This is a genomic window from Glutamicibacter sp. GQ173, from assembly GCF_059759215.1.
Genome location: NZ_JCAXDT010000001.1, coordinates 261,997 through 288,955 on the forward strand (window position 1 = coordinate 261,997; position 26,959 = coordinate 288,955).

Genomic DNA, 26,959 nt, shown 5'->3' on the forward strand with positions numbered 1-26,959 from the left:
ATTGACCGGCAGTTCATGCAGCATCAACGATTACTTACTCAATAAGGAAGGTCCCATCATGACCAAACAATCAATCTTCGGGCGCATCTCACAGCTGGCCAAAGCCAACATCAATGCCTTGTTGGACTCGGCGGAAGATCCACAGAAAATGATGGATCAGATGGTTCGCGACTACAACGACAACATTGCCGAAGCCGAACAGGCCATTGCCCAGACCATCGGCAATCTGCGCATGTTGGAGGACGATTACCGCGAAGACGAAGAAGCAGTTGCCGAGTGGAGCAACAAGGCTCTAGCCGCGTCGAACAAGGCAGACGAGTTCCGCGCTTCGGGCAAATCGGATGATGCTGCCAAGTTTGATAACTTGGCGAAGGTTGCCATCCAGCGCCAGATGCAAGCTGAATCGGAGATGAAGTCTGCAGAGCCAACCATAAGCTCCCAGCGCGAAATCGTCGAGAAGCTCAAGACCGGCCTGAACCAGATGAAGGAAAAGCGCACTGAACTTGCTGGCAAGCGCGATGAGCTGGTGGCACGTGCTAAGGCAGCTCACGCCCAGAACCAGGTCCACGAGGCTATTAAGTCCGTGAACATCATGGATCCTTCCAGCGAAATCGGACGCTTCGAAGAAAAGGTACGTCGCGAAGAAGCACGCGTTCGTGGAGCTGCTGAACTGGCATCGTCGAGCCTGGACGCGCAATTTGAATCGTTGGAAGACCTGGGCGAGCAGACCGAAGTTGAAGCTCGTCTGGCGGCACTGAAGTCCAAGCAGACAGGTGCTCTTGAAGGCTGAGCCTCTTTGCTAGGATCTTGTGGATTGCGGTGGTGTGCTGATGCTAAGCATCGGCGCACCACCGTTGTTTAACTCGTTAAACAAGAACGGAGACCCTTTCGGATCTCCGTTTCCACTTTCGTGGCGGGGAGAGGATTTGAACCTCTGACCTCCGGGTTATGAGCCCGGCGAGCTACCGAACTGCTCCACCCCGCGTCGGTAAATACAACATTACCAATCGGTGAATGACTTGGCCAATTGAGAGGCAGTGTCCTTTGTCACGCCCTCGATTTAGAGACACTCCGGGCATTCTGGTTGCTGTTGGGGCATTGCTCCATCATGGGCATTTCGCATCCGGCCGTGTTCAGAAGAATAGCCTGGAGACCCTTTTGGCCTCCAGTTCCACTTTCGTGGCGGGTGAAGCGTGGAGTTCCACGACATCCTAGACACCTGGGCCGAGACATCGTTGGCACCATGACGTGTCCAGAAACCACGTCATCTACCACAAGATCAGCGACGCCGGCTTGAGCTCCACTCGGCATCTCCCGCCGCCACATAATCCCTCGACAACGCTACTACCAACTGCCCTGCGCCCACGGCGGCGTCGACAGCGCACTGGCACCGGCCAGCAAAAAACCGCACACCAACCTGCGCCGCACTCCAATGTTTAAAGTCCGCATCCTCGAGCTACGCCGCACTCTCAGCACTGGCTGACTCGATGACAGCTCGCGATACCTACTGCGCTGCTCCGTGCACGAAGAGATCACTGACCAAATCGTCATCGACAGTTTCACCTGGTGCATCAACCACTACGGCCCACCACGAAGCCCCCTGAGAGGCAACGGACTGGTTTACACCACACGGAGCACCTCTGGGTCAACGCACGCCCACGAGCCGAATCGATCGCTGAGCTGCAAAGGATTCTGGATGAATTCCAGCAGGTTTACAACACTGAACGTCCACACCGCGCACTGAACCGGGAAACACCGCATCAGTGGTACAACCGAACGCTCACAGGCCGTCCAAGCGCCAGGAACATCTCTCGTGACCGCGAGTTCCGCATCGGGCATCACCGGGTCGACAGCGGCGGAAAAGTAACCTTGAGGCACGACGGGAAACTGCGTCGCCTAGGGGTGCGGAAAATACACAGGAGAAAGAAAGTCGTGATGCTCATCGACACCGAAGAAGTGACGGTTGTGGACGCAGAAACCTCAGAAGTGCTCAGCAGCCACGTTATCGATCCCGCAAATTCTATTGGCCCGACAAACAGAAATCCCCCGGCCGATGGCCGGGGGAATCTGATAGTTATTTGTAAAGCATGTCGCAACTCATCTGTAGATGATGTTTTGACCCTTCACTTTTGTGGCGGGGAGAGGATTTGAACCTCTGACCTCCGGGTTATGAGCCCGGCGAGCTACCGAACTGCTCCACCCCGCGTCGGTAAATACAACATTACCAACTGATGAACTCAATAGCCAATCGAGCCAAGTGACCTTGATCGCAGGCCGCATTCGGCCCTGGCTCGAAGGAACTCGCCACCCCAGATCCGAAACCGACTCAGGAAATCATCGCCCCTCGCGACAAAATAAATCTCGACAACCCCAAGCAGATTAAAACCATCAATTACCGGGTGGCAATCGACCACAAATCAATTCCCGACCGAGGCCGCAATTTGGTCCAGATATACAAAAATGGAGACCCTCGCGGATCTCCATTTTCGACTTTCGTGGCGGGGAGAGGATTTGAACCTCTGACCTCCGGGTTATGAGCCCGGCGAGCTACCGAACTGCTCCACCCCGCGATGACTAGACAATTCTTGCATCATCGCGGAGCGAAAGCAAATCGGGAGCCCCGTTCCCTATTACCCCTCGGAGCCTTCGCTCGGTGCCGAAGGCTGTGGAGTCTCAGAGGAGCCGCTATCGTCCAGCTTCACTTCCCCATCAACTTCGGTCCCGTTGATCGCCGCATCGGCTTCCACAGCACGGTCCAAGGCATTCTGCAGCTGCTTCTGAGCCTCGCCGTAAGCTGCGAAGTCACCCTTGGCCAGCGCTTCCTGGCCCTTCTTGATGGCCGCGTTAGCATCAGAAAGGGCAGTGGACAGCTTCTGCTCATTGGACTGGCTTGGCGCCTTTTCCCCCTCTGGGCTGTCGCCCGGTGAAACACCTTCTGTTTCACCGGTTACAGCACCCGAGTTGCCGCCAAATACTTCGTCCAGTGCTTCAGCCAATGTATCGGCGAAGCCAACCTGGTCACCGAAGGACACCAGAACCTTGCGCAGGGTCGGGTAGCTGGTCTGGCCAGAGGACTGGACATAGACAGGCTGGACGTAAAGGATACCGCCGCCAACAGGCAAGGACAGCAAGTTGCCGTTCTTGACCTCGGAGGCGCCCTGGCGCAGCAGGTTCAGCTCCTGCGTGACACGAGTATTGGTGTCGAAGTTCTGCTGGGCCTGGCCCGGACCTGGAACAGCCGTGTCTCGTGGCAGTTCCAGCAGCCTGAGCTTGCCGTAGTCTTCGGACTTCACGCCGGCTTGTGAACCAGCGTCAGCTGATGCCGATAGGAAACCGAACAAGACGTTGCGCTGTTGCCCGTTGGAAGCTGCTGCTGGAATGAATGTCGAGGTCAGGGAGAAGCTGGCTTCGTCCTGGGTCGGCATCTTGAGCGACATGAAATATGGTGGCTGCTTAACTCCGGCGGTCGACGAGGTCGGGTCGTCAGGGACGGCCCAGGCGTCATTCGACTCGTAGAAAGCATCCGGGTTATCCACGTGGTACGTCGTAAGCACTTCGCGCTGCACCTTGAACAAATCCTCTGGGTAGCGGACGTGCTCAATCAGATCAGCGGACATATCCTTCAAAGGCTTGTACGAGGTCGGGAAGACCTTCTGCCACGACTTCAGAATCGGATCCTCGGTGTCCCAGGCGTACAACTTCACCGATCCGTCATAGGCGTCAACTGTCGCCTTGACCGAGTTCCTCAAGTAGTTGACCCGACCGGTCATGGACAGGTCCTGGGCATTAGTCAGAGAGTCGGTAACGGCCGAGTCCAACTGCTTTTGCTGCGAATACGGGAAGTCGTTGGAGGTAGTGTAGCCATCGACGATCCATTGCACACGGCCATCAACGATCGCTGGGTATGCGCTGGAGTCCAGAGTCAGGTATGGAGCTACCTTACTAACGCGGTCCCGTGGGTCACGGTCGTAGAGAATCTGCGATTCGGAATTGACCTGCTGGGAGAGCAGAAGGTCAGTTGAAGCGAACTTCAAGGCGTAGACCAAGCGGTTGAACATGTTGCCAACGTTGGGTCCGCCCTCACCGGTAAAGGTGTAGCGCGTGTCCTGGTTCTCGCCACCGGTGCCGGGACGGTCAAGCTCCTGGTCCGTCCAGCCTTCATCCGGTCCACCGACAACAGAGTACTCCGGTGAGTTCTCGCCGAAGTAAATGCGTGGCTCGTAGTCCTTGTCGGTGATCAAGTCACCTGAGGTAGGAATACCGCCCAGCATGAAATCAGGTCGGCCGCCAGCGGCAACTCGATTGCCGTAGGCAGCGACAAGTCCATAACCGTGCGTGTAGTTGATGTGCTGGTTGACCCAGGTATCGGACGGGTCGACGTTCACTTCACGTGCCGCGATCACGGTGTCCTCTACCTTGCCGTCGATTTTGTAGCGGTCGACGTTCAAGTTCTTGGGGAACGTGTAATACCCGCGGAACTGCTGAAGCTGCGCGAAGGCGGTGGAGACCAAGTTCGGGTCCAGCAAGCGAATATTGGCAGTGGTTGCGGTTTCCTCGGCCAGGGCATTTTTCTCGGTGGAGATCTTGGCGTCGTAGTCGGTGACTTCAACATCATCCAGGCCATAGGCCAGGCGAGTCATTTCGATGTTTCGATCGATATAGTCTCGTTCAAGTTCTCGCTGCGAAGGCACTACCTGGTACTGCTGGACCAGGAATGGGTAGACGCCGCTGACCACGATCATCGTGACGACCAGCATCGCCGTACCGATTAGGGGAATCCTCCAGCGCCCATTGAACGCGGCAATGGCAAAGGTGATTGCGATCAGGATGGCGATAATGGCCAGAATCATCCGGGCAGGGATGACTGCGTGGACATCCTTGTAAAGGGCGCCGGCAACACGTCCAGACTGGTCGGTCAGCGTCTCATATTGGCCGATCCAGAAATTGGCTGCCTGCAAAATCAGGAAGACAGCAACGACGATAGCGGTATGAACCCGGGCTGCCTTGCCCACGGTGATGCCGCCACGTTCCTCGACACGAATGCCGCCGTAGAGGTAATGGGTCAGCAACCCGGCAACGCCGCTCAAGAGCACCACTGAAACGAGGAACCCGATAATGAGCGCGATAAACGGCAACGAGAATATGAAGAAGCTCAAGTCCAAGTTGAACTGCGGGTCGTTGTTCCCGAAGGGCGTCTGGTTGAAGAACAGCAGGACGGTCTTCCACTGGCCGGCAACTGCCACGGCGGCAAAGATTCCGACAACCAGCGGAATGCCCACCATGAGGAAACGGCGAATAGGCTCCAACTGAGATTGGTAGCGGGACATGGAATCTTGCTGATTCGCATTCGGCGCGTATACCGGCCGGTGCTTGTAGGCGCTGCGCATCGAGAACCACATAGGCACAGCCATCAACACCAAGGCAATGGCGAAGATGATTAATTTGGCAACGCGCTCAGTCCAGTAGACCTGCGAGAATCCCAACTGGTTAAACCAGAGGATATCTGCATAAAAGTTAGACAAGAAAACGAAGACCGCGACCAAAATAACCACCGCAAAGATGGTCAATGTCAGTGGCGACACTTTCTTGCCAGATGGGCTGGCAGGCCTCTGCGGTTCACGAGGCCTTGGCGGGCCTCCGAACGGACTATCCGATCCGTATGACACTATCTATTCCTTACCTTGGGTTCTCTCCGTTGTTGCCAACGGTGGAACTCGTGTACCTAATTCTTAGACGAGCGAGTACAAGCTTTGATTGTTGCGTCACATTCTTCCCCCGACGCTGGGCTAAATCTATTCACATGACGCGAAGTTCGCTGGGCTTTCTCCGTCCGCGATTTTTGTCAACGCTGTCCGTGCTTGTGACAACGTTGATATCTTCAGGACGTTCAACCCTTCGGGGACTCTTCCCACGACCTCGTTGCAGTTATCCGCAGGTGCCAGGAAAATGGTCGCGCCAGCATTTTTCGCAGCAACCATTTTCTGGGCTATGCCGCCAATCGGACCAACATTCCCTTCAGCCGAGATCTCCCCCGTGCCTGCCACATGGTGATTTCCCGCCAACGAGCCTTCGGTCAGCCGATCAATAATGCCCAAGGCAAACATCATTCCCGCGCTAGGCCCACCCACATTCTGCAGCCCAAACTGAACGTCAATGGGAAACTTGTGTTCGGTACTCAGGTAGATGCCCAGCTGGCGTTCGCCGTCGGCTTCGCCGGTTGTCACTGGAACAACGACATCCTTGTAGTTGCCTTGCTTGTCCTTGCGGCCAACGGTGAGTTCTGCTGGCTTCTCCCCATTGGCATTGAGCGACTTCTTCAGCTCGTCCAGAGAGACGATTTCTTTTCCGTTGTATTTCAAAAGGCGATCGCCCTTTTCCAACGACTTGCTGTTGGCATCAGACGAAAAGTCTGCGACGGTAAGCCAAGTTTTGAAGTCATAGCCGAGTTCTGTAAGTGCCGCGGCAATTGCCAGATCCTGGGATGAGGTCATCATCTGATCGTTCTGCTCATTTTGTTGCTGCGTCGACGTGTTGCGAGAAATGATCGTCTCTTCGGGCACAACGTCTTTGGCAGGATTGAGCAATGCTTCCAGGACTACCGGAATCGTGACCCGGTTCTGCCCTCCCCCTTGGACATAAATGGTCAAGAGGTCTAATTCGCTCTGCGAGGGATAGGTCTTGTCCCCCTCAATCGAAATGACGTCTTTCCCGTTGTCCTCGTCTTTGCCCAGGGTGTTGAAGACTGGGCCGGGAGAACGAATCATGAAGTTTGTCGGCAGGAACAGCATGATGCCAATGAGCAGCAGTGCAAGAACGCCAGCACTGGTTCGTTTAATGGCTTTGGAACCTTGGGGTGCTCGGCCAAATTCGCCGACCACTTTCATCGAGTCCTGTGGTTCCCGTTCGTGCACTGCTCTTGCTCCCGCCAACTATCAAAAAAGATGCGGATCCGTCCTTGCGAACTTCACCACTCTTAGCCTACTGAAGCTTGAGCTCTAAAGGCATCAGCAAGAAGGCGTATTCAGTGTGCCGAAAGCGAACTGTCGCCCAGATTCATGGGAACTAATTGCAAGGCACGGTAGTTTTAAAGGCATGGCACAGAACCCCCCGAATAACCGCCCCAACGGCGACGACGACGATAACAATCAGCAGGATCCTTTTTCTGCCATGTTTGGTCAGCTCTTCGGTGGCGGATTTGATCCCAACAATCTTCCTCCGCAACTTCGCGATGCGCTAGGCGCCCAGGGTGACCCCGAAGCGATGCAAAAGATGATGCAGCAGGCACAAGCAATGATGTCGGCCATGATGAGCAACAATGCTTCATCGGGTCCGGTGAACTGGAAGCTTGCCTCCGATACCGCGCTTCAGGCGTACGCCAGCGACGATCCAGCCGTGTCAGAATCACGTCAGAGCGCAATCAACGACGCTTCGAACCTGGCCGACCTTTGGCTGAATAACTCAACGTCTTTCGAATCCAATGGCTTGGTGACCGAAGCGTGGACGCGCAAGCGCTGGTACGACAAGACCTTGGTAACCTGGAAACAGGTCACCGAGCCAGTTGCCGAATCAGTGGCAACAGCGATCACCGCCGCCATGAAAGAACAAATCCCTGAAGAGATGAAGGGAATGCTTGGCAATTCCGATGGCATGTTCCGCAATCTGGGTGCCAGCATGTTCGGCATGCAACTGGGCACCGCCCTTGGCGGATTGGCAACGGATGTTCTTGGTGGCACCGACATTGGCCTTCCGTTGGCCGGCAGCACCCCCGGAATCATCGCCACCAACGTGGCGAAGTTTGGAGAGGGCCTGGAAATCCCAGAGCAGGAAGTGCTGCTCTACGTCATCCTTCGAGAGAATGCACATGCACGACTGTTCAATCGTGTTCCGTGGCTGAGTTCAAAGCTTATCGGCGCTGTTGAATCCTATGCTCGCGGCATTCACATCGACATGTCTCGAATTGAAGAAGCCGTTCGCGACATCGACCCTTCAAATCCTGAAGCCCTGCAGTCCATGCTGGGTGAAGGACTATTCGCCCCGCAGCGCACGCCGGAACAAGATAAGGCGCTCGAGAACCTTGAGCTAACCCTTGCTCTCATTGAAGGCTGGGTCGACCACGTAGTGTCCCTGGCAGCGGCGAATCTTCCGTTTGCCGAGCACCTGCGGGAGACCATGCGTCGGCGCAGAGCATCGGGCGGGCCCGCAGAGTCAGCTTTTGCCTCGCTAGTCGGCTTGGAGCTACGCCCTCGAAAGCTGCGTGAAGCAGCAGCCCTGTGGCAACACCTTAACGACGAGCGCGGCATCGATGGACGCGACGCCGTCTGGGATCACCCGGATCTCATGCCAACGCATGAAGATCTCAAAGATCCGACGACTTTCACTCAGCGTCGCGAGTTGGCGGATACCGAATTCGACGACTTTGATGTTGCCTTGGGAAAATTGCTGTCCGGTGGGTTCGACAATGTTGATCCCGAGAATGAAGGCGCGGACCCGGAAAAGCCGACGGATCCGAATTCATCTGAAGACCCAGAGAAATAATCACCAGATCCAAGCGGTGGGGAGGAACGCAGTTGCGTTCCTCCCCACCGCTGTTTCAATTGCCACTATTCGGCGTCTTCGCCAAAACCATCGAGCTCGTCTATTGGCCCGCCTAGCTCCTTGGCATGAGAGTTGTAGCCAGCGTGGAAAGCCTCAAGATACAAATCCGCTTCCGAACGCCGCGGAAATCTGTTGAGCAATTTCTGAAATTCAGGCCCATGCCCCGAACGTGGCGCTACCAGATGGGCCAATTCATGAACCAGGACATAGTCGCGGACCCATGAGGGCATTTGCTGGAGCTTTGACGAGAGCCTAATGCTTCTCTGCTGGTAGGAAGCTGATCCCCACCGCTTATTTTGGTTGGTAACCCATCGCACCGTTGTTGGCGAAGCCGAGCCGTCAAAGAAGTGCTGGTCCAGTTCGTGGGCTCTGCGTCCTAGCTCGGTGTCGGTATGCCCAGCATTTCGTCGTTGTCGACTCTGCCGGAATTTTTTGAGCATCTCATCAACGAACGAACGCTCAGTTTTCTCATCAAGCGTGGCTGGAACCTGGATAATCAAGGTTTCGTCGCGCCACTGCGAAGAGATGGTCTTTCGGCGCTTGGTGGAACGCACGACCCGCACCGGAATATCGTCAGGGGCAACGAATTCAAAAATACTCGGTGAAACAGGCATCGAGCTGTGCTCCTCACACACGTAGTCAGTCGGATTCATGCTGCTTGCTGGCGCTTGAGCAACTAGCCCCACGCTAAGGCCGAGGTGTCGGCAAGCAGCCCACCTCGACGCGGCATGTGAACAACTTCTATCCCCGGTAGGATTCAAGAACAGCTAGTACAGCTTCCCCATAGCGTTCGAGCTTGCTGCGCCCGACTCCCGGAATTTTCGATAGCCCCTGGATGGAGCCAGGTTGATGTTCAGCAATGGACATCAGAGTGGCATCAGTGAAAATCACGAAAGCCGGGACCGAATTTGAGCGGGCTACTTCGGATCGCCAGGTGCGCAAGTTATCGAACAAGGCCTCATCATAGGCGGCTGGGCAGGACGCGCAGCGCTTCAGCTTGCGTTCTTTTGCACTGGTCAAGAACGAACCGCAGTTGGAACAGACGGCCGGAATTAGCTTGTATTCACGTTTCTTATAGGTAGTTTGCTGTCGGCTGCTAGCCTGGCGAACTGACTTGATCCCATCCAGGAAGCGAGAGGGGTAGCGATGCGCCCTTCCGCCCGGAGTGCGCGCTAGCGACCAAGACAGGAATAGATGCTTCCGAGCACGGGTAATGCCCACATAGAGCAGGCGGCGTTCTTCGTCAAAACCAGCCTGGTCCTTGGCATAGGAAATGGGCACCAGTCCCTCACTGAGTCCAACGAGGAACACAGCATCCCATTCCAGGCCCTTGGCTGCGTGGAATGACGCCAAAGTGACGCCATCCAGCGTGGGCGCATGCTGGATCGCTGCGCGATCTTCAAGTTCCTTAACCACGTCGTGCAAGGTCGCTTCAGTGCCCTGCTCAATTTTGAGTGCAACGACTTCATCAGCCAGGCGCACCAGAGCGGACAATGATTCCCACCGTTGCCGGACGGCGCCGGTACCTCCGCTGGGAGCATTCACCGAATAGCCATGCGAGGAAAGCACGTCTCGAACTAATTGCGGCACCGAGGTTTCGGCAGCAACGCTCAATGCTGCCCGCAGGGCCAGCATGCCTTCTTTGACTTCTCGGCGAGAGAAGAACCGCTCTGCACCGCGCATGACATAAGGAATCGAATGTGCGGCGAGCGCCTGCTCGAAAGCCTGCGACTGCCCGTTTGTGCGGTAGAGAATGGCAATCTCAGAGATGTCTTGCCCCTCTCCCCGCAGCTTCTTGATGCGCTGGGCGACTTCCTCTGCCTCGTTCTCATCGTCCCTGGCTTCAAAGAAATCCGGGTTTGGACCATGGTCGCGTTGTGCAATCAATTCCAGGGGCTCAGGCCAAGTGACGTTTCGATCCGGAACGGAGGACTCAATCCGCCGAGTCGACAGCACCTTGTTGGCCAGGTTCACTACTTCGGGGGTGGAGCGGTAGTCCCGGACGAGCTTGACCACCTTGGCTTCCGGAAAACGCGTACCAAAGTTCAACAGGAAGTCAGGGCGCGCACCGGTGAACGAGTAAATCGTCTGCGAAGCATCACCAACAACGCACAATTCATTTCGTTGCCCCAACCACAGATCGAGCAGCCGTTGCTGCAATGGAGAAACATCCTGGTATTCGTCCACAACGAAGTGACGATATTGCTGGCGGACATGTGCAGCTACCTTCTCGTTGTCTTCGAGAATGGCAATGGTCAGCAGGAGCACGTCTTCGAAATCGATAACCCCTCGGTCATCTTTGAGTTCTTCGTAGGTTTGGAAAATCCTCGCCATGCTTACCGGCTCCAGGCCATTGGGCATCTCACGAGTTGGGGCGATTTTCGCATAGCTTTCCGGGGTGTGCATCGACACCTTGGCCCATTCAATTTCTGCCGCGAGATCACGCACCATGGCGCGGTCGCTGGAAATACGCAGTCGACGGGCAGCCTCTGCAATCAACGGGGCCTTATGCTCAACCAGATTTGGCAAAGTACTGCCAATGGCCTGCGGCCAAAAGTACTGCAGCTGGCGCAGCGCGGCCGCGTGGAAGGTTCTGGTCTGAACACCCGGCGCACCGAGCTGGCGTAAACGGGTCCGCATTTCTGCGGCAGCACGGGTGGTGAAGGTCAATGCAAGAACACTCGAGGGATTATAAATTCCCGTGTGCACCCCGTGCGCAATACGATGGGTAATGGCCCTGGTTTTACCTGTGCCTGCGCCGGCCAGAATACACAATGGACCGCTGAGCGTTTCAGCTGCTTGCCGTTGTTCAGCGTCCAGTCCCGCCAGCAAATCCTGTACTGGTGGAGCATCGTGTTCTGTCACTTGTCTAGGGCCTCCGGAAGGGGTTCTCCGTACCAACTACGGATCAACGCATGTGCTATTGAAACGCCACGCGGTATGTCTATTGTTCCTGATTCCAGGGCAAGACGCAGATCCTCTCGGCTGAACCAGCGCAGATCCTTGATCTCGGCCCCATCAGGAATCAATTCTTCGCTGATGGCTTCAGCAGCAAACCCGAGCATCAGGGAACGCGGCAATGGCCACGGCTGCGAGCCGCGGTAGGCCACGTCGCCTACATGGACACCAGATTCTTCAAAGATTTCTCGCCGAACCGCTGATTCCAGCGACTCCCCCGCTTCGACGAAGCCGGCGAGCACCGAATACATATGCGTTCTAAAAGTGGCGTTGGCGCCCAGCAATATGCGGTCGTGGCGGTCAATCACCGATGCAATAATCGCAGGATCGGTACGGGGAAATAGCTCATGATCATTCAAAACGCAGCGCTGTCCCCACCCAAAGGTTGAGGACCGGACCTCCGAACCACACTGCGGGCAGAATCGTTCAGAGCGGATCCAGTTGGAGATTGCCTGTGCTTCAACCAACAGCTCGGCTTGGACTTCGGAGAGGAACGTGAAAGCTTCCCGCAGAGAAATCCAGCGCTCAATATCCGCATTCGAATAGTTCTCTGCGTCGACAATGGCCAAAACGTAATCGCTCGAGCCGGATGCGCCGAGATAAACCAGGCGATCAGAATCATGGGCCACGTAACTGGGCCCGTCCACAAAGTACAGTTCCGTGCCACAGGCGGCAGCGCCAAGATCGGAAATCAGCATGACCTTGGTGGAATTCATGGAAAGTTTCTCGCCAAGCAACTCTGGGTTCGGCCGTTCAGTCAGCGGACGCGAAATAAGCGACTGCGCAAAAGGTAGTCCCGTGATTGGAGTTTGATAGTTCTCTGCCAAAGCCATACTTCTAACTTAGTGCACTTGCCCCATCGCTCTTCTGTTCCAAACCGGGTGTGGATAGCCACGTTCGGCGAATTTTCACGTCAAGCCTGAACATTGCCGGTGAATCCCACCATATTCTGTGCGTCATTCAGCCTCTAAGGTCACGATCTCGCATACGGTGGAACTTGTGAAACGCTCTGCCATGGAACTCGCCGCAATTGCCACCGCCGCCGTACCCGGATTAGCTCCGGTGGGTTTTGCGGCATTGTCAGACGACGCAGAAGATTTTGATTCAGCACTAATTGTCGACGCCCTCAAGCACCGGTGGCGTGTTCGCTCGCCGCGGCACGATGAAGCAAGCATGCGATTGGAAGCGGAGCTTTCCGCCCTCCGCGCCTTCTCGGCCAAAGTGCGGGCCTCGCTGCCGTTTGCTCTTCCTTCGGTAGCGGGAACTGTCCGCCAAGGCTCATTGCGTACCTTCGTGTACAAGGACATGCCAGGACACGTTCCTGCCTTGGATGAGCTGGTTGACGAGGGCAGCAGCTTGGCCAAGGCGCTGGGCCAGTGCATGGCGGCCATTCACCAGATCCCAGATGAAGCTGTGGAAGTGGCCGGCCTGCCGACCTACACCGCAGATGAAGTACGCCAGCGCAGGCTCAATGAACTCGATACCGCGGCGGCTACCGGCAAGGTGCCCAGCAGGCTGTTGCGCCGCTGGGAGCACGCCATGGAAGATGTTGCGCTGTGGCGGTTTAACGCATCCGTAGTGCACGGCGACTTCGATGAAGAGCAGCTGCAAATTTCTCACTCAAGCATTACTGCCGTTAAGGGATGGACCGACTTGCATGTTGGCGACCCGGCAGATGATTTTGCCTGGCTCTCGTCTATCGAAGACCAGAAGTTCACGGACCGCGTTTTTGAATCGTATGTTGAAGCCCGCGGCAAGGCCGCCGATCCACACATCATGCGCCGTGCCGCGCTGGCCGCAGAATTCGCCCTGGCGCAGTGGCTCGTCAAATCGCTTGATTCCAAGGATCCACAGCGCATCGCCGAAGCTGATGAGATGCTCCAAGAGCTTGACCACAATATTGCCGAGTTCGGCGGGCAGCCTCTGTCAGTAGTCGAGGCGCCACGTCCCCTGGCTCCGCAAAGCAGCGCACCAGGGCCCAAGCCATCCGACGCGGACAAGGAAACTCCCGTAGCGCAGAAGCCCGCCCCGCTTCCATCGTCGGGCTCGACCGCACCCCGGATTAATACGGCAAAGGTCACTGCCTTGTCGGACCAGGCAACGGATTCAGGCAACTCGCCAACTGCCGTGGCTGCGGAACCTGAAGCGCCAGGCAAGGGCTCGGACGATGACGTGGAGCCTTCGCCGGCTCCGCACGCAGGCAAGGGCGCAGAAGACAACAAGCCCAAAGTCGAGTCGAATATCGAGTCCGGCCAAAAGCCGCCCTCACACAAACCTCAACAAGAGCCGAGTGCATCGAAGTCTGAAGCCGACACAGCGAAACGCAAGGAAGACCAGGACGGCGCCGCAAAGTAGCCCTCCGGGTTCCTTTGCGGCGCCAGCAGCCTCAGCTATCCAGCTGTTCAAAGGCGCTCGATATCATCTGCTCCAGCTCGGTTTCATTCGACAAGTGCTCCGCACGAACCGTCACGCCGGCAGCAACATAATAGAAAGCTGCCTTGATGTCTTCCAGCGCAATTGAGTGCAGCCGGGACCATCCCAACCGGTACACCGCAAGCTGGACAAGCTTGCTCTTCAAGTCCTTGCCATGAGGGACTCGTCCCGTCTTCCAGTCAAGCAGCAGCCATGTGCCATCGTCCATCTGGAAGACTGCATCGATCCTGCCTCGCACTGCCACCGGGCCGACGCGGGTTTCCAACGGAACTTCCACATAGGCTGGCTGCAGCTGGGCCCATTCGCTGGCCAGGAATGCTTCCTTCATTGATTCCAGGTCCAAGGCTTCATCAAGATAGCTGTCGGCAGGCTCGACGAGATCGCCGAGATCCAGCATCGAGGTCTTTTCGTAGAATTCCTCAATCCACGCGTGGAAGGCCGTGCCGCGTCGCGCAGCAAGTCCAGGCCGCCTTGGCACGGGACGGCGAAGATTCTCCAATACCGACACCGGGTCCTCAGCCAATTCGACAAACAGCGAAGCACGCACATGTTCTGGTGCTTCAACGGCTCGTTCGCGATTGCCGAGGAAGGCACGCTGAGCGAGAAGTTTGTGCGCTTCTTCCGCCCATTGCTGGCCTTCGGGGGTTATCGGCTGGCTGCCAGGGTCAGCGCTGAGCACATCGTCGGCGATTTCCTGGATCACTGCGCGTCGCGAATACGCAAGTTCCTTGTTTTTGATTGCTCCGGTAATCCGAGGGCCCACAAGCGGGTCGTAGGGCCACAAGGCCTCCAGCGGAGTCAGCCTGTTGGGGTTCTGCTCTGGCGCCTGGTCGTCCTCTACCCAGAACCCAATTTCAGCTTTTGCTCCAGGGCCCTGGGCCAGCGGCAGCAGCGCGGAGAAGAACTCGGAAGCTTCGGTGGGTTTGCTTCGCGTAGCGGTCCAGATGCTGCTGCTGCAAATGAGCAGCGATTTGGCACGCGTGACCGCAACGTACGCCAATCGGCGTTCCTCGGCAATGTGGTGGTCCTCGACGTGATCCTTGAACAGGGATTCAGCTTCCAATAGCTCCTTGAGCGCTGGCTGGTCGGTGTCCCACTGTGGCAGATCTTTGGCGTCACCGCGCAAAGGCCAAGGCAGGGCCTTGTCGCCGCTGGTCCATCGGTCGGACTGCGAGCCGGGGAATACCCCGTCGTTTAATGACATGACGGCGACGGTGTCCCACTCCAGGCCCTTTGAAGCGTGGACCGTCATCAGCTGAACGGCTTCTGGATCAGCATCCTCGCTGGGAAGCGGCAAGCCCTTTTCCTTTTCAGCCGCTTGCTCCAGCCACATCAGGAAGCCGGCCAGCTCAACGCGCGGAGCGTTGCGGCAATACTCGCGGGCAACATCGGCAAAGGCATCAAGATTGGCTCGCGAGGCATCGCGGTCCACCCAGGGTCGAACAGCAACCTCGATATCGAGATTCATGGCCCGTTCAACTTCGCGGATCAACGTTTCCAGATCATCATTGGCCATGAGCCTCAGGCTGGTCAGCTCGTCTTTGAGAGCTGCGAGCCGGCGCCGGCCTTCTGCACTCAGGCTTCGGCCATCGGAGCTGCTCCAGCCCTCGGATGGCAAGAAATCCAGGGCTTCAATAAGGCTGGCCGCGTCATTGAGTTCTGCTCGGGCCGACTCAACGGCTTCAGCGTCAAGGCCGCCATCGGCCGCGGCGGCCTTGGAATTCAGCCCATGGGAGCGACGCCGTTCGAGCTGGCGGGACCAGTCGGCGAATGCCGCGAGATCGGCGGTGCCGATGCGCCATCGTGCCCCGGAGAGCAGGCGCATCAGCTTGTCTGACCGCAGTGGATCCACCAGCACATGCAGGCAAGCAACAAGATCGGCCACCTCCGCAGTGCTCAGCAACCCGGACAGGCCCACCAGCTGGTAGCGCATGCCGCGCTCGGAAAGAACCTCGCCCATGATGCTCAACTGGCTGCGGTTGCGCGAGAGCACGGCACTGGTTTTCGCGGTCTGCGGATCGTTCTGCTGCTCGGCGGCAATCAAGTCCGCGATGGCCTCGGCTTCCTGGCGAACCGTTGCACAGCGGTTGAGCACCACGCGCCCCGGCTGTGCGAAGGCGGAGGGTTCCAATGGCTTAACGGTGACCGGCCCTGAATGGGCTACTCCCCCGGCGGTGATCTGGTTGGCAGCGGCGAGCACGTTCACGGTATTGCGCCAGGCTATCGTCAGGTGCTTAACGTGGGCGATCTCGCGCTGTTCGCCGCGGACGATGGGGAAGGTTTCCGGGAACCTGAACAGCTGGCCTGCGCTGGCCCCGCGGAACCCGTAGATCGATTGGTTCGGATCGCCGACCGCGGTCACCGGATGGCCTTGGCCATAGAGCTGGGAGAACAACTCCATCTGGGCATGGGAGGTGTCTTGGAATTCGTCGAGCAAGACCACCTGGTGGCTGGCGCGTTCGGCGAGCGCGGCCGCGGGGACTTCCTGTGCGATCCTGGCGGCGTGGGCGACGAGGTCGCCGTAGTCCATGACCCCCAATCGCTTTTTCTCGCGCCCGTATTCCTCGGCAAGTTCGGCGATGGTTGCCCTCGAGGCAAGCTTGTCGATGAGTTTCAGCGCTGCTTGCGTGGGAGCCTTGTCCTTCTCCGCATCCATGGGCAGTGCCCGCAATTTCAGGACCAGGTCGTCGATCCATTGATGCGCTTCGGGGACAGCGGCCAAGTGCTCGGATGCTTCGGAGCTGAAGGAGACGATGGCATCGATGAGGGTGCTGCTCGCGCTGTTGAGGTGCTGGTAGTCCCCCGTGTATTTCTCCAGTACCGAATGCCCCAGCTGCCACGATTGGGCCGCGCCGAGCAGGACGCTATCCTCCTCCAGGCCCAGCCGAAGCCCGTAGTCCTGGACCAGGGTGTTGGCATAGGAATGATAGGTGGACACCGCTGGGTCGAGGAAGTCGCGGGTATCCTCTTCGCTCAGCAGCCCGGTGGCCACCAGTTGTGCGATCTTGGCCCGGATTCGCAGCGACAGCTCACCGGCGGCCTTGCGGGTAAAGGTCACGCCGAGGATCTGCTCGGGTCGAACCAGCTGGTTGGCTACCAGCCAGACGACTTTGTCCGCCATGGTTTTGGTTTTGCCAGAGCCGGCGCCGGCGATAACGAGCATCGGCTCTAGTGGAGCGGCAACAATCTCGGCTTGCTGCTCGGTGGGCGGGAACTTCTCGCCCAGGGCTATCGAGAGTTCTTGCGGGCTGTATTTGATGCTGCTCATGGTTCGGTGACCTGTCGTCCTTCGGCGCAAAGTGGGCAGATTTCCGGCAAGGTGCAGTTGCCCAGAATCCCCGAGGAACCCGCAACGTGGCGGGTAATGAATTCGCTATGCCCCATGAGGCTGGCAGCCTCCAGAATGAGGGTTTTCGCCCAGTCGTCCTCGGCCAGGGACGGTTGTTCCCTGATGGTGGGGCTTTTGGTATTGGTGCCAACGTAGACCAGCGATGCCCCGGCGGGCTGATCGGAAAGTCCCGCGGTGTCCGGGTTCTCCTGCAGCGCCCCTAGCTGGATGGCTGTTTGGTAGACGCCCAGCTGGGGGTGCTCCAGCGTGTCGTTTTTGCTTGGCGCCATGGAACCTGTTTTGAGGTCAACCACGGTGACCCTGCCATTGGCGTCAGCCTCGACCCGGTCAATAATGCCTCGCAGCTGGACCTGCGTTCCATCAGGGGTGGGAACCTCGATTTGGAAGGGCATTTCGCGGGCCACCAGTTCGCGGCCTTCTTGCCTCATGGCGATGCAGTATTGGGCGAACTTCTTGAGCATCAGGGTCGCCCGGTCGAAGTCGCGCTGTCCTTCCCAGTTATCCAATTTCTCCAGTTCCGGCCAGCGCTGCTCCAGGATCCGCTGGTACTCGGAACCGCTGGCTTCAGGGTGCTCTTCTGCTATGGAGTGAATCAGTGTGCCCAAGGACGCTGCGAAGTCATGCGCGGCCGTGCCGCCGGCGCTTTGCACAAACCAATTCAGCGGAGACTTGACCAGCGTCTCGACCTTTGACGGCGAAACTCGTCGTGGCTGATCCTCGGGAACCACCGGTGCGCTAGAAGACAACGGGAGCAAACCCCACCACTGCTCCGGATGGGCACCGCGCACCGGTTGCTGTGACGTGGCCAGCTGGGCCAGGACATTGACCGCGTCGCGATACTGTTCGACGGGGTCGGATCCCTCGGCAACCGGGATGGCGCCAAGCTGGGCGGCTTTGCTTGATTCGGCGGTATTGCGTAGCTGGGCCACAAGGGTTGGCAGGGAGCGTATGCGCGGCACCGCAGTAGTTTCCCTGCCCTCGGGCCCGGGCGGATCGACGAGATCCAGGAATGACGAGGGCTGGCTGTCTTCATTATCGACTGCGGTGCAGATCAGCTGTTCGGAAGCTCGCGACACCGCGTTGCTGAAACTGCGCAGCTCGTCGTTCCTGATCTGGCGCACCAGATGTGTTGGCGTTCGCGTGGCCAGGAATCCGATGCCGTGCTCGACAACGTCAGCTAGCGCGTTGGAGCCCAGCAGTTCGCCGCGCAAGCGCAGATTTGGCCACGATCCCTCTTGCAATCCGGGAATGAACACGATGGGCCATTCCTTGCCGGCGGCAGCTGCCGTGGTCAGCACGGTCACCATATGCCCGCCGGCGGCACGGGTGGCCAGGGAGTCCATCGGCAAGTCCTGATTCAGAATGTGCTCGATGAATTGGGGCACGCTGGCACCTGGCAGCTGGTCAACAAAGCGTTCAGCCGCTTGGAAAAGCGAGAGCACCGCATCCAAGTCATGATCGGCCCGGCGCGCAGTCGTTCCGGTGCCTAGTGCTTCCTCGCGCCAGGCTTGGGCCCGGCCGGAGGCTTCCCACATGGCCCAGAGCGCGGTCTCGGGGGTAGCAGTTCCACTGACAAGCTCGGCATTCAGGGCGCCATACATTTTCAGCAGGCGTTGCAGCCCAAAGGCCGGCTTGCCAAGGTCTTGAGCCAGCTCGGGCTCCCGCAGGCAAGTTTCAAGAAGTTCCTGGCTGGAGCGGCGGCCGCCTTGGGCCGCCTCATGCTGGCGCAAAAGCTGGCGCAAGCGCCGGATTTCCAGTGCTGTGCTCATGCCGTAGCGGGATAGGAGCAGATTCTGCATCAGCAGCGGGTCATCAGCTGCCGAGTTGTTGAAAGCCAATTCCAGAAGGTCCAGCAGCGGGCGAACGGCTCCCTCGTCTTTGAGCGGGATTTCGGCCGGTGGCACTTGCACGGCGATCCCCTGCCCTTCAAGGAATCGGCTGTAGGAACGAACCTGCGATCCGTTGCGAACCACGATGGCTATATCTGAAAGGCTCCGGTTTTCAAAGAGGCTCAACTGGACGATGCGCTGGGCGATGAAGCGTTCTTCTAGCGTTGAATTCTCAAAAGCGAGTGCGTGGCATGCGTCGTCATTGCCCGCCTGCCGCGGTTCAATTGTTCTTCCCCGCAGTCCCGCGGCCAAAGGAACTCGTTGCACGATCCGTTCCCACGCTTTGGTGATCTGTGGCGGCATCCGGTAGCCATGGGCCAGTTCAAGCAATGTGGCTTCGGTGGTGCTCGTGTAATTCTGGGCGAAGCGATGCAGTTCGTCGGTACGGGCGCCTCGGAATCCCTGAACCACGCTATCCGGGGCGGCGAAAGCCACCAACGGCCTGTCTTTGGACAGGAGTGCCAAGAGCCGGTGTTGTGACAACGTTGCTTCTTGAAGATCATCAACGAGGACCAGGGCAAGACGGTCCTGTTCGGCGTGGAGGAAGTCCGGGTGTTCTTCAAGCAGTTCGGCGGCACGGGTAATGAGCCCGGCAGGGTCAAAGGCTTCCGCACTGCCAAGGTCCAGCAGGTCGCGGTACTCCTGGTAGAAATGGGCAGCGGCAACCCATTCAGGCCTGGCAGCTTCTTCTCCGCGCTGCTCGATATCGGCTGGTTCCAGCCCCAGCTCGGAAACACGGTCAAAGAATTCTCGGATCTCCTTGCGGAAACCACGAGTTTCTATAGCCAATTCCAGTTCGCTGGGCCACTGCGGACCAGTGGTCAGGCCCGTGGCGTGCCCTTCGAGCAGGTTGCCGATGAGCGTGTCTTGCTCCGGCCCGGACAGCAGCCGCGGCGGACGTTCCAAGAACGGCAAGAGCCCTTCTACGCGAGCTCGGCGGATGAGGTCAAACGCGTAGGCGGACCAGGTGCGCACGACCGGCTCGGTGAAAGTTCGTTCGGCGCGGCGGCTCAAGTCATCGCGAATGGAGGCGGCGGTCAAGCGCGTGGGGGCAATAATCAACAGCGACTGCGGATCCAGTCCGGCGTCCAGGTGCGCGACGGCCGTGTTGATGAGGGCATTCGTCTTGCCGGTTCCTGGCGCACCGGCAACAAGCACCGGCCCATTTATCGTCTGAAGCTGATCCACGATGTCCTGCCAATCCGACCGTGCCTCATATCGCGTTTCATCCATGGTTATAGTTCATCATCCAATTCGGACATTTTGGGGTTGCCCAGTGACAGCCTGAGGATATCGATTTTCTCCCACTGCGACGGCGTGGGGTTCCATCGGAGCTTCTTCATGTCTACTCGTCGACCCGGTTGTGCGAGTTGTTCGCTATCCCATTGCTCGCGGGCTCTTGGACGGAGCGGTTCAGCAATGTTTCCGTCGGCCCGCAACACCCGCCACCAGGGAGTTCCGCTGGGTGCAGTGGACATGGCTTTGCCTACCTGTCGTGGTCCGCCGCTGCCCAGGAGCTCGGCGATGTCGCCGTAGCTGAGCACGGCACCTGTTGGAATCAGCTGGGCTAGTTGATATACGGCCTGAACGTAGTCGAGCTGGCTTGGCGCTGCAGCATCTGTCATGGTCCTATTCTGCCAAGGAGCAGGCATTGATCCACAACGGGCGCGTCTGGCCGTGGCAGTATCTTGATCTGCCTGTAGCGTTGTACCCATGAATGAATGGCACAAGGGCCTCGCAATTGGCTTTGACTTGGAAACTACCGGCGTCGACACCACCACTGCACGTATCGTGACCGCATCTGTTGTGCTGCTTGACGAACATGGCAATGTGGTTAATCGCCGCGAGTGGCTGGTCAATCCGGAAGTTGAGATTCCTGAGGCGGCTACCGCAGTACACGGCATCTCCACCGAGAAGGCCAGAACAGAGGGCGCCCCGGCCAAGCAGTCGGTTCAAGAAATTCTGCAGCTGTTGATGTTCGCTTCTGAGCAATCGCCCATCGTGGCTTTTAACGCATCCTACGATTTTTCAGTGCTATATCACGAGGCAGTCAGGTACGACCTGCCGCCGTTCTTCCCGGGCAATGTCATTGATCCTTTCATCATCGACAAACAGGTCGACAAGTTCCGCAAAGGCAAGCGCACCTTGGCGGCGGCGTGCGAGTTCTATGGCGTAGTTCTAGAAAACGCGCATACTTCCTTGGCCGATGCCATCGCCTGCGTGGCCGTCGCTCGGCAAATCGGAGAGCGCTACCCGCAGTTGCAGGTGGATCCTCAAGTACTTCATGGTTGGCAGATTGGCTGGGCGCGCGAGCAGGCTGAAAGCTTCCAAGCTTACCTTCGGAAAACGAAACCTGATGCCGTTGTTGACGGCGCATGGCCGATCATGGAGGCATAGGTCACAGGCCCACAAGGCTCTGTGCCTGATATCACAACTCGGCTGATCCCTGATGCGAGATTCCGCGGAAGTCAATAGTTCATGTTCTGTCACAAATCGAAGAATAATCTTCGAGCCGGACAGCTTGATGACTCCCAGCTAAGAATTTTAACCCGGTTTTCACACCCATTCGGGCGATTTTGTTCGATAATGGTTCAATGGAGGGTACTCTCTGTACCCAATTGAGAACTAAAGGAACACGCCTAGTGATCACAGTCAGTGACCTGCGCAAGGTCTACCAGCAGGGCAGCAAGGATGTTGTTGCTCTTGATGGTGTCAGTCTTGAAGTCCCCACCGGGAAAATTCATGGCATCGTCGGACATTCCGGGGCTGGCAAGTCCACCCTTGTTCGTTGCTTGACCTTGCTTGACCAACCGACTTCCGGCACCGTATCCGTCAACGGAAAAGAACTGACTAATGTCAGCTCCGAGGAGCTGCGCAACGCTCGTCGTCGCATCGGCATGGTGTTCCAGCACGCTAATCTTTTTGATTCGCGTACGACCGAGCAGAACGTTGCTTACCCGTTGGAATTGGTTGGCACCCCGAAGGACCAGGTTGCCAGCAAGGTCGCTGAGCTATTGGAACTAGTCGGCCTTTCACAGTTCGCCAAGGCGTACCCATCGCAGCTTTCCGGCGGTCAGCGTCAACGTGTTGGCATCGCCCGCGCGCTGACCACCGATCCGGATGTTTTGCTGTGCGATGAGCCAACCAGTGCTCTCGATCCGAAAACCACGGACGAAATTCTTGAACTGGTCAGGAAGCTGCGTGATCGCCTGAACATCACGGTGCTGATCATCACCCACGAAATGCACGTGGTGAAGCAGGCCTGCGACTCCGTTTCCCTGCTGGAAGGCGGCAAAATCGTCGAGCATGGCGACATCGAGGCCGTCATTACCAACGCTTCGGGACGCCTGGCTTCGACTTTGCTTCCGCTTCCTGGCGACGCGCCCCGCGCTGAAGGCTCAGGCCCGATCCTTGATCTGCTCTACACCGGCCAGCAGGCAACCGAGCCAGTGATTTCCTCCTTGGCCCGCAAGTTCAACACTGACGTCAACGTCCTGGCCGGATCCGTCGAACAACTAGGTGAGCAGCAGTATGCACACCTGCGTCTGCAACTGACCGCAGACGCTGATTTGGAAGCTATCGTGAATCACCTGTCCTCCACTGGAATCGCAGTGACCGTGAAGGGAGCCAAGTAGATCATGGATTTCTTCACTCCAACAGTTCTCAAGGCCATGGGCACCGCCACAGTTGAAACCCTGCAGATGGTAGTCATCTCTGGAATTATCACTGTTGTGATCGGCTTGATCCTGGGCATCTTGCTGCACGTCACCGACAAGGGCGGGCTGACACCCATCCGCTGGCTCAATGTCGTGCTTTCAGCAATCATCGTCAACATCACCCGTTCGATACCGTTCGCCATTCTGATGGTCGCCCTGATCCCGTTCTCCGCGATGGTGGTTGGAGCTTCGCTGGGGCCCATTGCGGCCTCGGTCTCGCTGACCATCGGCACCGTCCCGTTCTTCGCCCGCCTCGTTGAGACCGCACTGCGTGATGTCTCCACTGGCAAGGTTGATGCAGCATTGGTCATGGGTTCAACCAAGATGCAGACTGTCCGCAAGGTGCTCGTGCCTGAGGCCATGCCCGGCATCATCGCCGCCGTTACCACCACCGTGGTGACGCTGATCGGCTATTCCGCCATGGCCGGACTGGTCGGTGGCGGCGGCCTGGGCCGCATGGCCTACACCTACGGCTACACCCGCTACAACATGCCGATCATGCTTGCGACGATCATCATCATTGTGTTAATGGTGCAACTGGTCCAGCTCATCGGCGATGCCATCGCCCGCAAGGTCGACCACCGCTAAGGCAACTCTAGATTTCCACCGGTCCTGCCGGTGGAGCCGTGGAATATGTCATGACACGGCAAACCTCACTCGCAACCGTGCCCCACGGCTCGAAACCAAAGGAAGACAAGCTATGCGCAAAAAGCTCGCACTTGCAATCACCGGCATCGCCACTGCGTTCGCCCTGACCGCCTGCGGCAGCAGCGACCCATCGGCAGACGCCACTGCAACTTTGGACCCGGCAAACCCGGTCACCATCAAGGTCGGCGCCAGCCCCGTCCCGCAGTCCGACATCCTGAACTACATTGACGAGAACCTGGCCAAGGATGCCGGTATCGACCTGGACGTCGTGGAAATCGACGACTATGTCACTCCGAACACCTCGCTCAATGAGGGCACCCTGGACGCCAACTACTTCCAGACCGAGGCCTATCTGAAGACCGAAACCGAGGAAAAGGGCTACAAGTTCGCCCACGGCGCTGGTATCCACGTGGAGCCAATGACCGCCTTCTCGAAGACCTTCAAGGATCCAAAGGACGTCGCCGAGGGCACCACGGTTCTGCTGAACAACGACCCAGTGAACCAGATCCGCGGCATGCGCGTTCTGGAACAGGCTGGCCTGCTGAAGAACATTGCCGACGATGATTCCATCCTCACCGTCCAGGACGACAAGGAAAAGAACCCTCTGTCCCTGAAGCTCAAGGATGCCAACGCAGAGCAGGTAGTCCAGTACTACAAGAGCGACGACTCCATCGGCGTAGCCGTGATCAACGGCAATTTCATCGTCCAGGCCAAGCTGAACAAGGACGAAATCCTGGCTCAGGAATCTGGCGACAACAACCCTAACGCCAACTTCCTGACCTGGCGCGAGGGCGAAGAGACCCCAGCAATCAAGAAGCTTGACGAGCTGCTGCACTCGGATGAGGTTCGCGCCTACATCGAGAAGACCTGGACCGACGGAAGCGTCATCCCAGCGTTCTAATCCAGCCAGTCCTCCCAGGGCCACGACTGTCAACTGCCCGAGATCCACATGGATCTCGGGCAGTTTCGTTTTGCGCCACGTTGTACATCGGCGGATGCAAGGCATAAAAAAACCGGGGGCGGCGGGCACCAAGATCAGTTGGTGCCCACCGTCCCCGGTCGCGTTATGGCGCTTAGGCCTTGGCAGCAGCTGCGGCCTTGGCGGCTGCAGGCAGTGCGGCGAAGATCTTCTCCATCGCGGCATCATCGTGCGCTGCAGAGACGAACCATGCCTCGAATACGCTCGGTGGCAGGTAGATGCCGGAGTCAAGCATGGAGTGGAAGAACGGAGCGTAGCGGAACCCTTCCTGCGCCTGCGCATCGGCGTAGTTGTGCACGCCCTTCGCGGAGGTGCCAAAGGCCACCGAGAACAAGGTCCCAGCACGCTGGATGGAGTGGTCCAGGCCGGCTGCGTTGAAGGACTCGGTGATCGCTGCCTGCAATGCCTCGGACTGCTTCCCCAGGTGGGCGTAGACGTCTTCGGTAGCATGGGTCAACTGGGCGATACCGGCAGCCATCGCTACCGGGTTGCCGGACAGGGTACCGGCCTGGTAAACCGGGCCCAGTGGCGCCAGGTAATCCATGACCTCTGCGCGGCCGCCCAGGGCAGCCGTCGGCAGGCCGCCACCAATCACCTTGCCGAAGGTGTACAAATCTGCAGTCCAGTCCTCGGCCTTTCCTGTCAGGCCCCAGTAGCCGGAGGAGGATGCACGGAAGCCGGTGAGCACCTCATCGAGGATCAGCAGCGCGCCGTGCTTGCTGGTCGTATCCTTCAAGAACTTGTTGAAGCCCTCTTCTGGAGTGACTACGCCCATGTTGCACGGGGCCGACTCGGTGATCACTGCGGCAATGTTGGCGCCATGCTCGGCGAAGGCGGCTTCGAGGGCTGCACGGTCGTTGTACGGCAGCACCAAGGTCTCGGCGGCCGTGGCCGCGGTGACACCTGCAGAACCAGGCAATGCCAGGGTGGCAACACCCGAACCGGCATCAGCCAGCAGCCCATCAAGGTGGCCGTGGTAGCAGCCGGAGAACTTGATGATCAGGTCGCGGCCGGTGTAGCCGCGAGCCAAGCGCACGGCGGTCATGGTGGCTTCGGTACCGGTGGAGACCATGCGGACTCGATCCACACCGCCCATGCGGGATTTGATCAATTGGCCGAGCTTGGCCTCAGCCGGGGTGGAAGCTCCGAAGGACAGGCCACGATCCACCGCGGCATGCACGGCAGCCTGGATTTCCGGGTGGGCGTGGCCCAGCAGCGCCGGACCCCAGGAGCAGACCAGATCGACATACTCCTTGCCGTCGGCATCGGTCAGGTAGGCGCCCTTGGCCCCCACCATGAATGGCGGAACGCCGCCGACAGAACCGAAGGCGCGTACCGGGGAGTTAACGCCGCCGGGCATGACCTCGCGGGCCTCCGCAAAGAGCTGTTCAGAGTTCGACATCAGTCTTACTTACCTTCCTTGAGCCAGCCGGCAACTTCGGCTGCGTAGTATGTGAGGATTTGCTGGGCACCGGCCCGCTTGATGGACAACAGGGATTCAAGGACGGAGGACCTGCGGTCAATCCAGCCGTTGGCGCTGGCTGCTTCGATCATCGAGTACTCGCCGGAAATCTGGTAGGCGGACACCGGTACCGGGGAGAACTCGGCGATGTCCCGCACGATGTCCAGGTAGCTCATTGCTGGCTTCACCATGATCATGTCGGCGCCCTCGGAAATATCCAATTCGGCTTCGATCACCGCTTCGCTGCGGTTGGCCGCATCCATCTGGTAGGTCCGGCGGTCCCCCTGCAGCTGGGAGTCCACAGCTTCGCGGAATGGGCCGTAGAACGCGCTGGCGTACTTGGCGCTGTAGGCCAGCAGCGAAACGTCCTGGCGTCCTGCGGCATCCAGCGCTTGGCGGATGACACCGATCTGGCCATCCATCATGCCCGAGGGGCCGAGCATATGGGCCCCGGCTTCAGCCTGGGCCACGGCCATCTGGCCGTAGATTTCCAGAGTCGCGTCGTTATCCACGGCGCCGTTGGCGTCGAGCACCCCGCAGTGCCCGTGGGAGGTGAATTCGTCCAGGCACACGTCGGACATGACGACCAGTTCATCGCCAACTTCTTCGCGCACGGCTTTGATCCCCTGGTTCAGGATGCCTTGCGGGTCCAGGCCGGCGGAACCGGTTTCGTCGCGTTCCTCGGGAATGCCAAAGAGCATGATGCCGCCCAGGCCGCGTTGCGCAGCATCGTTGGCAGCGGCCTTGAGCGAGTCCATGGAGTGCTGGAAGACCCCTGGCATGGAGGTGATCTCGTTGGGCCGGCTCAGCCCCTCGCGCACGAAGGCGGGAAGGATCAGCTGGCGTGCCGACAGCTCATTTTCTGCGACCAGGCGGCGGATAGCTGGATTCTGCCGCAACCGGCGTGGTCGATGCTGGGGGAAACCCATG

18 protein-coding genes and 3 tRNA genes are annotated in these 26,959 nt (G+C 58.4%); 8 read left to right on the plus strand and 13 right to left on the minus strand.

Annotation, left to right across the window (positions count from 1 at the left end):
- Positions 1-58: 58 nt before the first annotated feature.
- Positions 59-790 (plus strand): PspA/IM30 family protein, encoded by a 732-nt coding sequence (locus AC6CHO_RS01165; protein ID WP_060702023.1) that lies wholly within the window; start codon positions 59-61, stop codon positions 788-790.
- 121 nt (positions 791-911) lie between these two features.
- Here AC6CHO_RS01165 and AC6CHO_RS01170 read toward each other — a convergent pair.
- Positions 912-985 (minus strand) — tRNA-Met (locus AC6CHO_RS01170).
- Positions 986-1,566: 581 nt separating this feature from the next.
- Between AC6CHO_RS01170 and AC6CHO_RS01175 the strand changes: the two genes are divergently transcribed.
- Complete coding sequence (locus AC6CHO_RS01175) at positions 1,567-2,151, plus strand: integrase core domain-containing protein (protein WP_498213222.1); 585 nt, start codon at positions 1,567-1,569, stop codon at positions 2,149-2,151.
- Here AC6CHO_RS01175 and AC6CHO_RS01180 read toward each other — a convergent pair.
- The 4 genes from AC6CHO_RS01180 to AC6CHO_RS01195 all read right to left on the minus strand — a co-directional run bounded on the left by AC6CHO_RS01180 (position 2,133) and on the right by AC6CHO_RS01195 (position 6,911).
- A tRNA-Met gene (locus tag AC6CHO_RS01180) sits at positions 2,133-2,206 on the minus strand. The genes AC6CHO_RS01175 and AC6CHO_RS01180 overlap by 19 nt on opposite strands.
- Positions 2,207-2,496: 290 nt before the next feature.
- Positions 2,497-2,570, minus strand: a tRNA-Met gene (locus tag AC6CHO_RS01185).
- 60 nt (positions 2,571-2,630) lie between these two features.
- On the minus strand, positions 2,631-5,666 hold the full coding sequence (locus AC6CHO_RS01190; RefSeq protein WP_498213223.1) for a UPF0182 family membrane protein: 3,036 nt from the start codon (positions 5,664-5,666) through the stop codon (positions 2,631-2,633).
- 126 nt (positions 5,667-5,792) lie between these two features.
- Positions 5,793-6,911 (minus strand): YlbL family protein, encoded by a 1,119-nt coding sequence (locus AC6CHO_RS01195; RefSeq protein ID WP_498213224.1) that lies wholly within the window; start codon positions 6,909-6,911, stop codon positions 5,793-5,795.
- Between the two features lie 181 nt (positions 6,912-7,092).
- Here AC6CHO_RS01195 and AC6CHO_RS01200 point away from each other — a divergent pair, with 181 nt between their 5' ends.
- The gene (locus AC6CHO_RS01200; RefSeq protein ID WP_498213225.1) at positions 7,093-8,535 is read left to right on the plus strand and encodes a zinc-dependent metalloprotease; all 1,443 of its coding nucleotides are present in this window, start codon (positions 7,093-7,095) and stop codon (positions 8,533-8,535) included.
- 65 nt (positions 8,536-8,600) lie between these two features.
- Here the strand turns inward: AC6CHO_RS01200 and AC6CHO_RS01205 are convergent, their stop codons facing one another.
- From AC6CHO_RS01205 to nudC, 3 genes are all read right to left on the minus strand, one after another.
- The gene (locus tag AC6CHO_RS01205; RefSeq protein WP_498213227.1) at positions 8,601-9,209 is read right to left on the minus strand and encodes a M48 family metallopeptidase; all 609 of its coding nucleotides are present in this window, start codon (positions 9,207-9,209) and stop codon (positions 8,601-8,603) included.
- 127 nt (positions 9,210-9,336) lie between these two features.
- Positions 9,337-11,460, minus strand: a complete 2,124-nt coding sequence (locus AC6CHO_RS01210) for an ATP-dependent DNA helicase UvrD2 (RefSeq protein ID WP_498213228.1) — start codon at positions 11,458-11,460, stop codon at positions 9,337-9,339.
- Positions 11,457-12,269 (minus strand): NAD(+) diphosphatase, encoded by an 813-nt coding sequence (gene nudC, locus AC6CHO_RS01215; RefSeq protein ID WP_498213229.1) that lies wholly within the window; start codon positions 12,267-12,269, stop codon positions 11,457-11,459. The genes AC6CHO_RS01210 and nudC overlap by 4 nt, the downstream gene beginning before the upstream one ends.
- A 283-nt stretch (positions 12,270-12,552) precedes the next feature.
- Here nudC and AC6CHO_RS01220 point away from each other — a divergent pair, with 283 nt between their 5' ends.
- A complete protein-coding gene (locus AC6CHO_RS01220; protein WP_498213231.1) occupies positions 12,553-13,908 on the plus strand; it encodes a phosphotransferase in 1,356 nt (451 codons plus the stop codon).
- Between the two features lie 31 nt (positions 13,909-13,939).
- On the opposite strand, the gene AC6CHO_RS01225 is transcribed toward AC6CHO_RS01220, so the two are convergent.
- From AC6CHO_RS01225 to AC6CHO_RS01235, 3 genes are read right to left on the minus strand one after another with little or no spacing between them, the layout of a single operon-like run.
- Entirely contained in the window at positions 13,940-17,254 is a 3,315-nt protein-coding gene (locus AC6CHO_RS01225) for an ATP-dependent helicase (RefSeq protein WP_498213232.1), read from the minus strand.
- Entirely contained in the window at positions 17,251-20,457 is a 3,207-nt protein-coding gene (locus tag AC6CHO_RS01230) for an ATP-dependent helicase (protein ID WP_498213234.1), read from the minus strand. The genes AC6CHO_RS01225 and AC6CHO_RS01230 overlap by 4 nt, the downstream gene beginning before the upstream one ends.
- 2 nt (positions 20,458-20,459) lie before the next feature.
- Positions 20,460-20,849, minus strand: a complete 390-nt coding sequence (locus tag AC6CHO_RS01235) for an MGMT family protein (protein ID WP_498213236.1) — start codon at positions 20,847-20,849, stop codon at positions 20,460-20,462.
- A gap of 88 nt (positions 20,850-20,937) precedes the next feature.
- Here AC6CHO_RS01235 and AC6CHO_RS01240 point away from each other — a divergent pair, with 88 nt between their 5' ends.
- The 4 genes from AC6CHO_RS01240 (at position 20,938) to AC6CHO_RS01255 (ending at position 24,489) form a co-directional block, all read left to right on the plus strand.
- Positions 20,938-21,621 carry a 3'-5' exonuclease gene (locus tag AC6CHO_RS01240; RefSeq protein ID WP_498213238.1) on the plus strand — a complete coding sequence of 228 codons (684 nt, stop codon included), beginning with the start codon at positions 20,938-20,940 and terminating at the stop codon, positions 21,619-21,621.
- Between the two features lie 245 nt (positions 21,622-21,866).
- Positions 21,867-22,859: a methionine ABC transporter ATP-binding protein gene (locus AC6CHO_RS01245; protein WP_498213240.1), complete on the plus strand. Its 993-nt coding sequence runs from the start codon at positions 21,867-21,869 to the stop codon at positions 22,857-22,859.
- A 3-nt stretch (positions 22,860-22,862) separates the two neighbouring features.
- Positions 22,863-23,528: a methionine ABC transporter permease gene (locus tag AC6CHO_RS01250; protein ID WP_498213242.1), complete on the plus strand. Its 666-nt coding sequence runs from the start codon at positions 22,863-22,865 to the stop codon at positions 23,526-23,528.
- Between the two features lie 112 nt (positions 23,529-23,640).
- Complete coding sequence (locus tag AC6CHO_RS01255) at positions 23,641-24,489, plus strand: MetQ/NlpA family ABC transporter substrate-binding protein (protein ID WP_498213244.1); 849 nt, start codon at positions 23,641-23,643, stop codon at positions 24,487-24,489.
- A 172-nt stretch (positions 24,490-24,661) separates the two neighbouring features.
- Here AC6CHO_RS01255 and hemL read toward each other — a convergent pair whose 3' ends face one another.
- Together hemL and hemB are read right to left on the minus strand one after the other, a co-directional pair.
- Positions 24,662-25,969 carry a glutamate-1-semialdehyde 2,1-aminomutase gene (gene hemL / locus AC6CHO_RS01260; protein ID WP_498213246.1) on the minus strand — a complete coding sequence of 436 codons (1,308 nt, stop codon included), beginning with the start codon at positions 25,967-25,969 and terminating at the stop codon, positions 24,662-24,664.
- Positions 25,970-25,974: 5 nt separating this feature from the next.
- Positions 25,975-26,958 carry a porphobilinogen synthase gene (gene hemB / locus AC6CHO_RS01265; RefSeq protein ID WP_498213248.1) on the minus strand — a complete coding sequence of 328 codons (984 nt, stop codon included), beginning with the start codon at positions 26,956-26,958 and terminating at the stop codon, positions 25,975-25,977.
- Position 26,959: the final 1 nt, after the last annotated feature.

Bases quoted from the DNA above. Each gene is read 5' to 3' on its own strand.
- AC6CHO_RS01165 (WP_060702023.1), top strand. From the start codon at position 59: ATGACCAAACAATCAATCTTCGGGCGCATCTCACAGCTGGCCAAAGCC.
- AC6CHO_RS01200 (WP_498213225.1), top strand. From the start codon at position 7,093: ATGGCACAGAACCCCCCGAATAACCGCCCCAACGGCGACGACGACGAT.
- AC6CHO_RS01205 (WP_498213227.1), bottom strand. From the start codon at position 9,209: ATGCCTGTTTCACCGAGTATTTTTGAATTCGTTGCCCCTGACGATATT.
- nudC (WP_498213229.1), bottom strand. From the start codon at position 12,269: ATGAATTCCACCAAGGTCATGCTGATTTCCGATCTTGGCGCTGCCGCC.
- AC6CHO_RS01225 (WP_498213232.1), bottom strand. From the start codon at position 17,254: ATGAGCAGCATCAAATACAGCCCGCAAGAACTCTCGATAGCCCTGGGC.
- AC6CHO_RS01230 (WP_498213234.1), bottom strand. From the start codon at position 20,457: ATGGATGAAACGCGATATGAGGCACGGTCGGATTGGCAGGACATCGTG.
- AC6CHO_RS01235 (WP_498213236.1), bottom strand. From the start codon at position 20,849: ATGACAGATGCTGCAGCGCCAAGCCAGCTCGACTACGTTCAGGCCGTA.
- AC6CHO_RS01240 (WP_498213238.1), top strand. From the start codon at position 20,938: ATGAATGAATGGCACAAGGGCCTCGCAATTGGCTTTGACTTGGAAACT.
- AC6CHO_RS01250 (WP_498213242.1), top strand. From the start codon at position 22,863: ATGGATTTCTTCACTCCAACAGTTCTCAAGGCCATGGGCACCGCCACA.
- AC6CHO_RS01255 (WP_498213244.1), top strand. From the start codon at position 23,641: ATGCGCAAAAAGCTCGCACTTGCAATCACCGGCATCGCCACTGCGTTC.
- hemL (WP_498213246.1), bottom strand. From the start codon at position 25,969: ATGTCGAACTCTGAACAGCTCTTTGCGGAGGCCCGCGAGGTCATGCCC.
- hemB (WP_498213248.1), bottom strand. From the start codon at position 26,958: ATGGGTTTCCCCCAGCATCGACCACGCCGGTTGCGGCAGAATCCAGCT.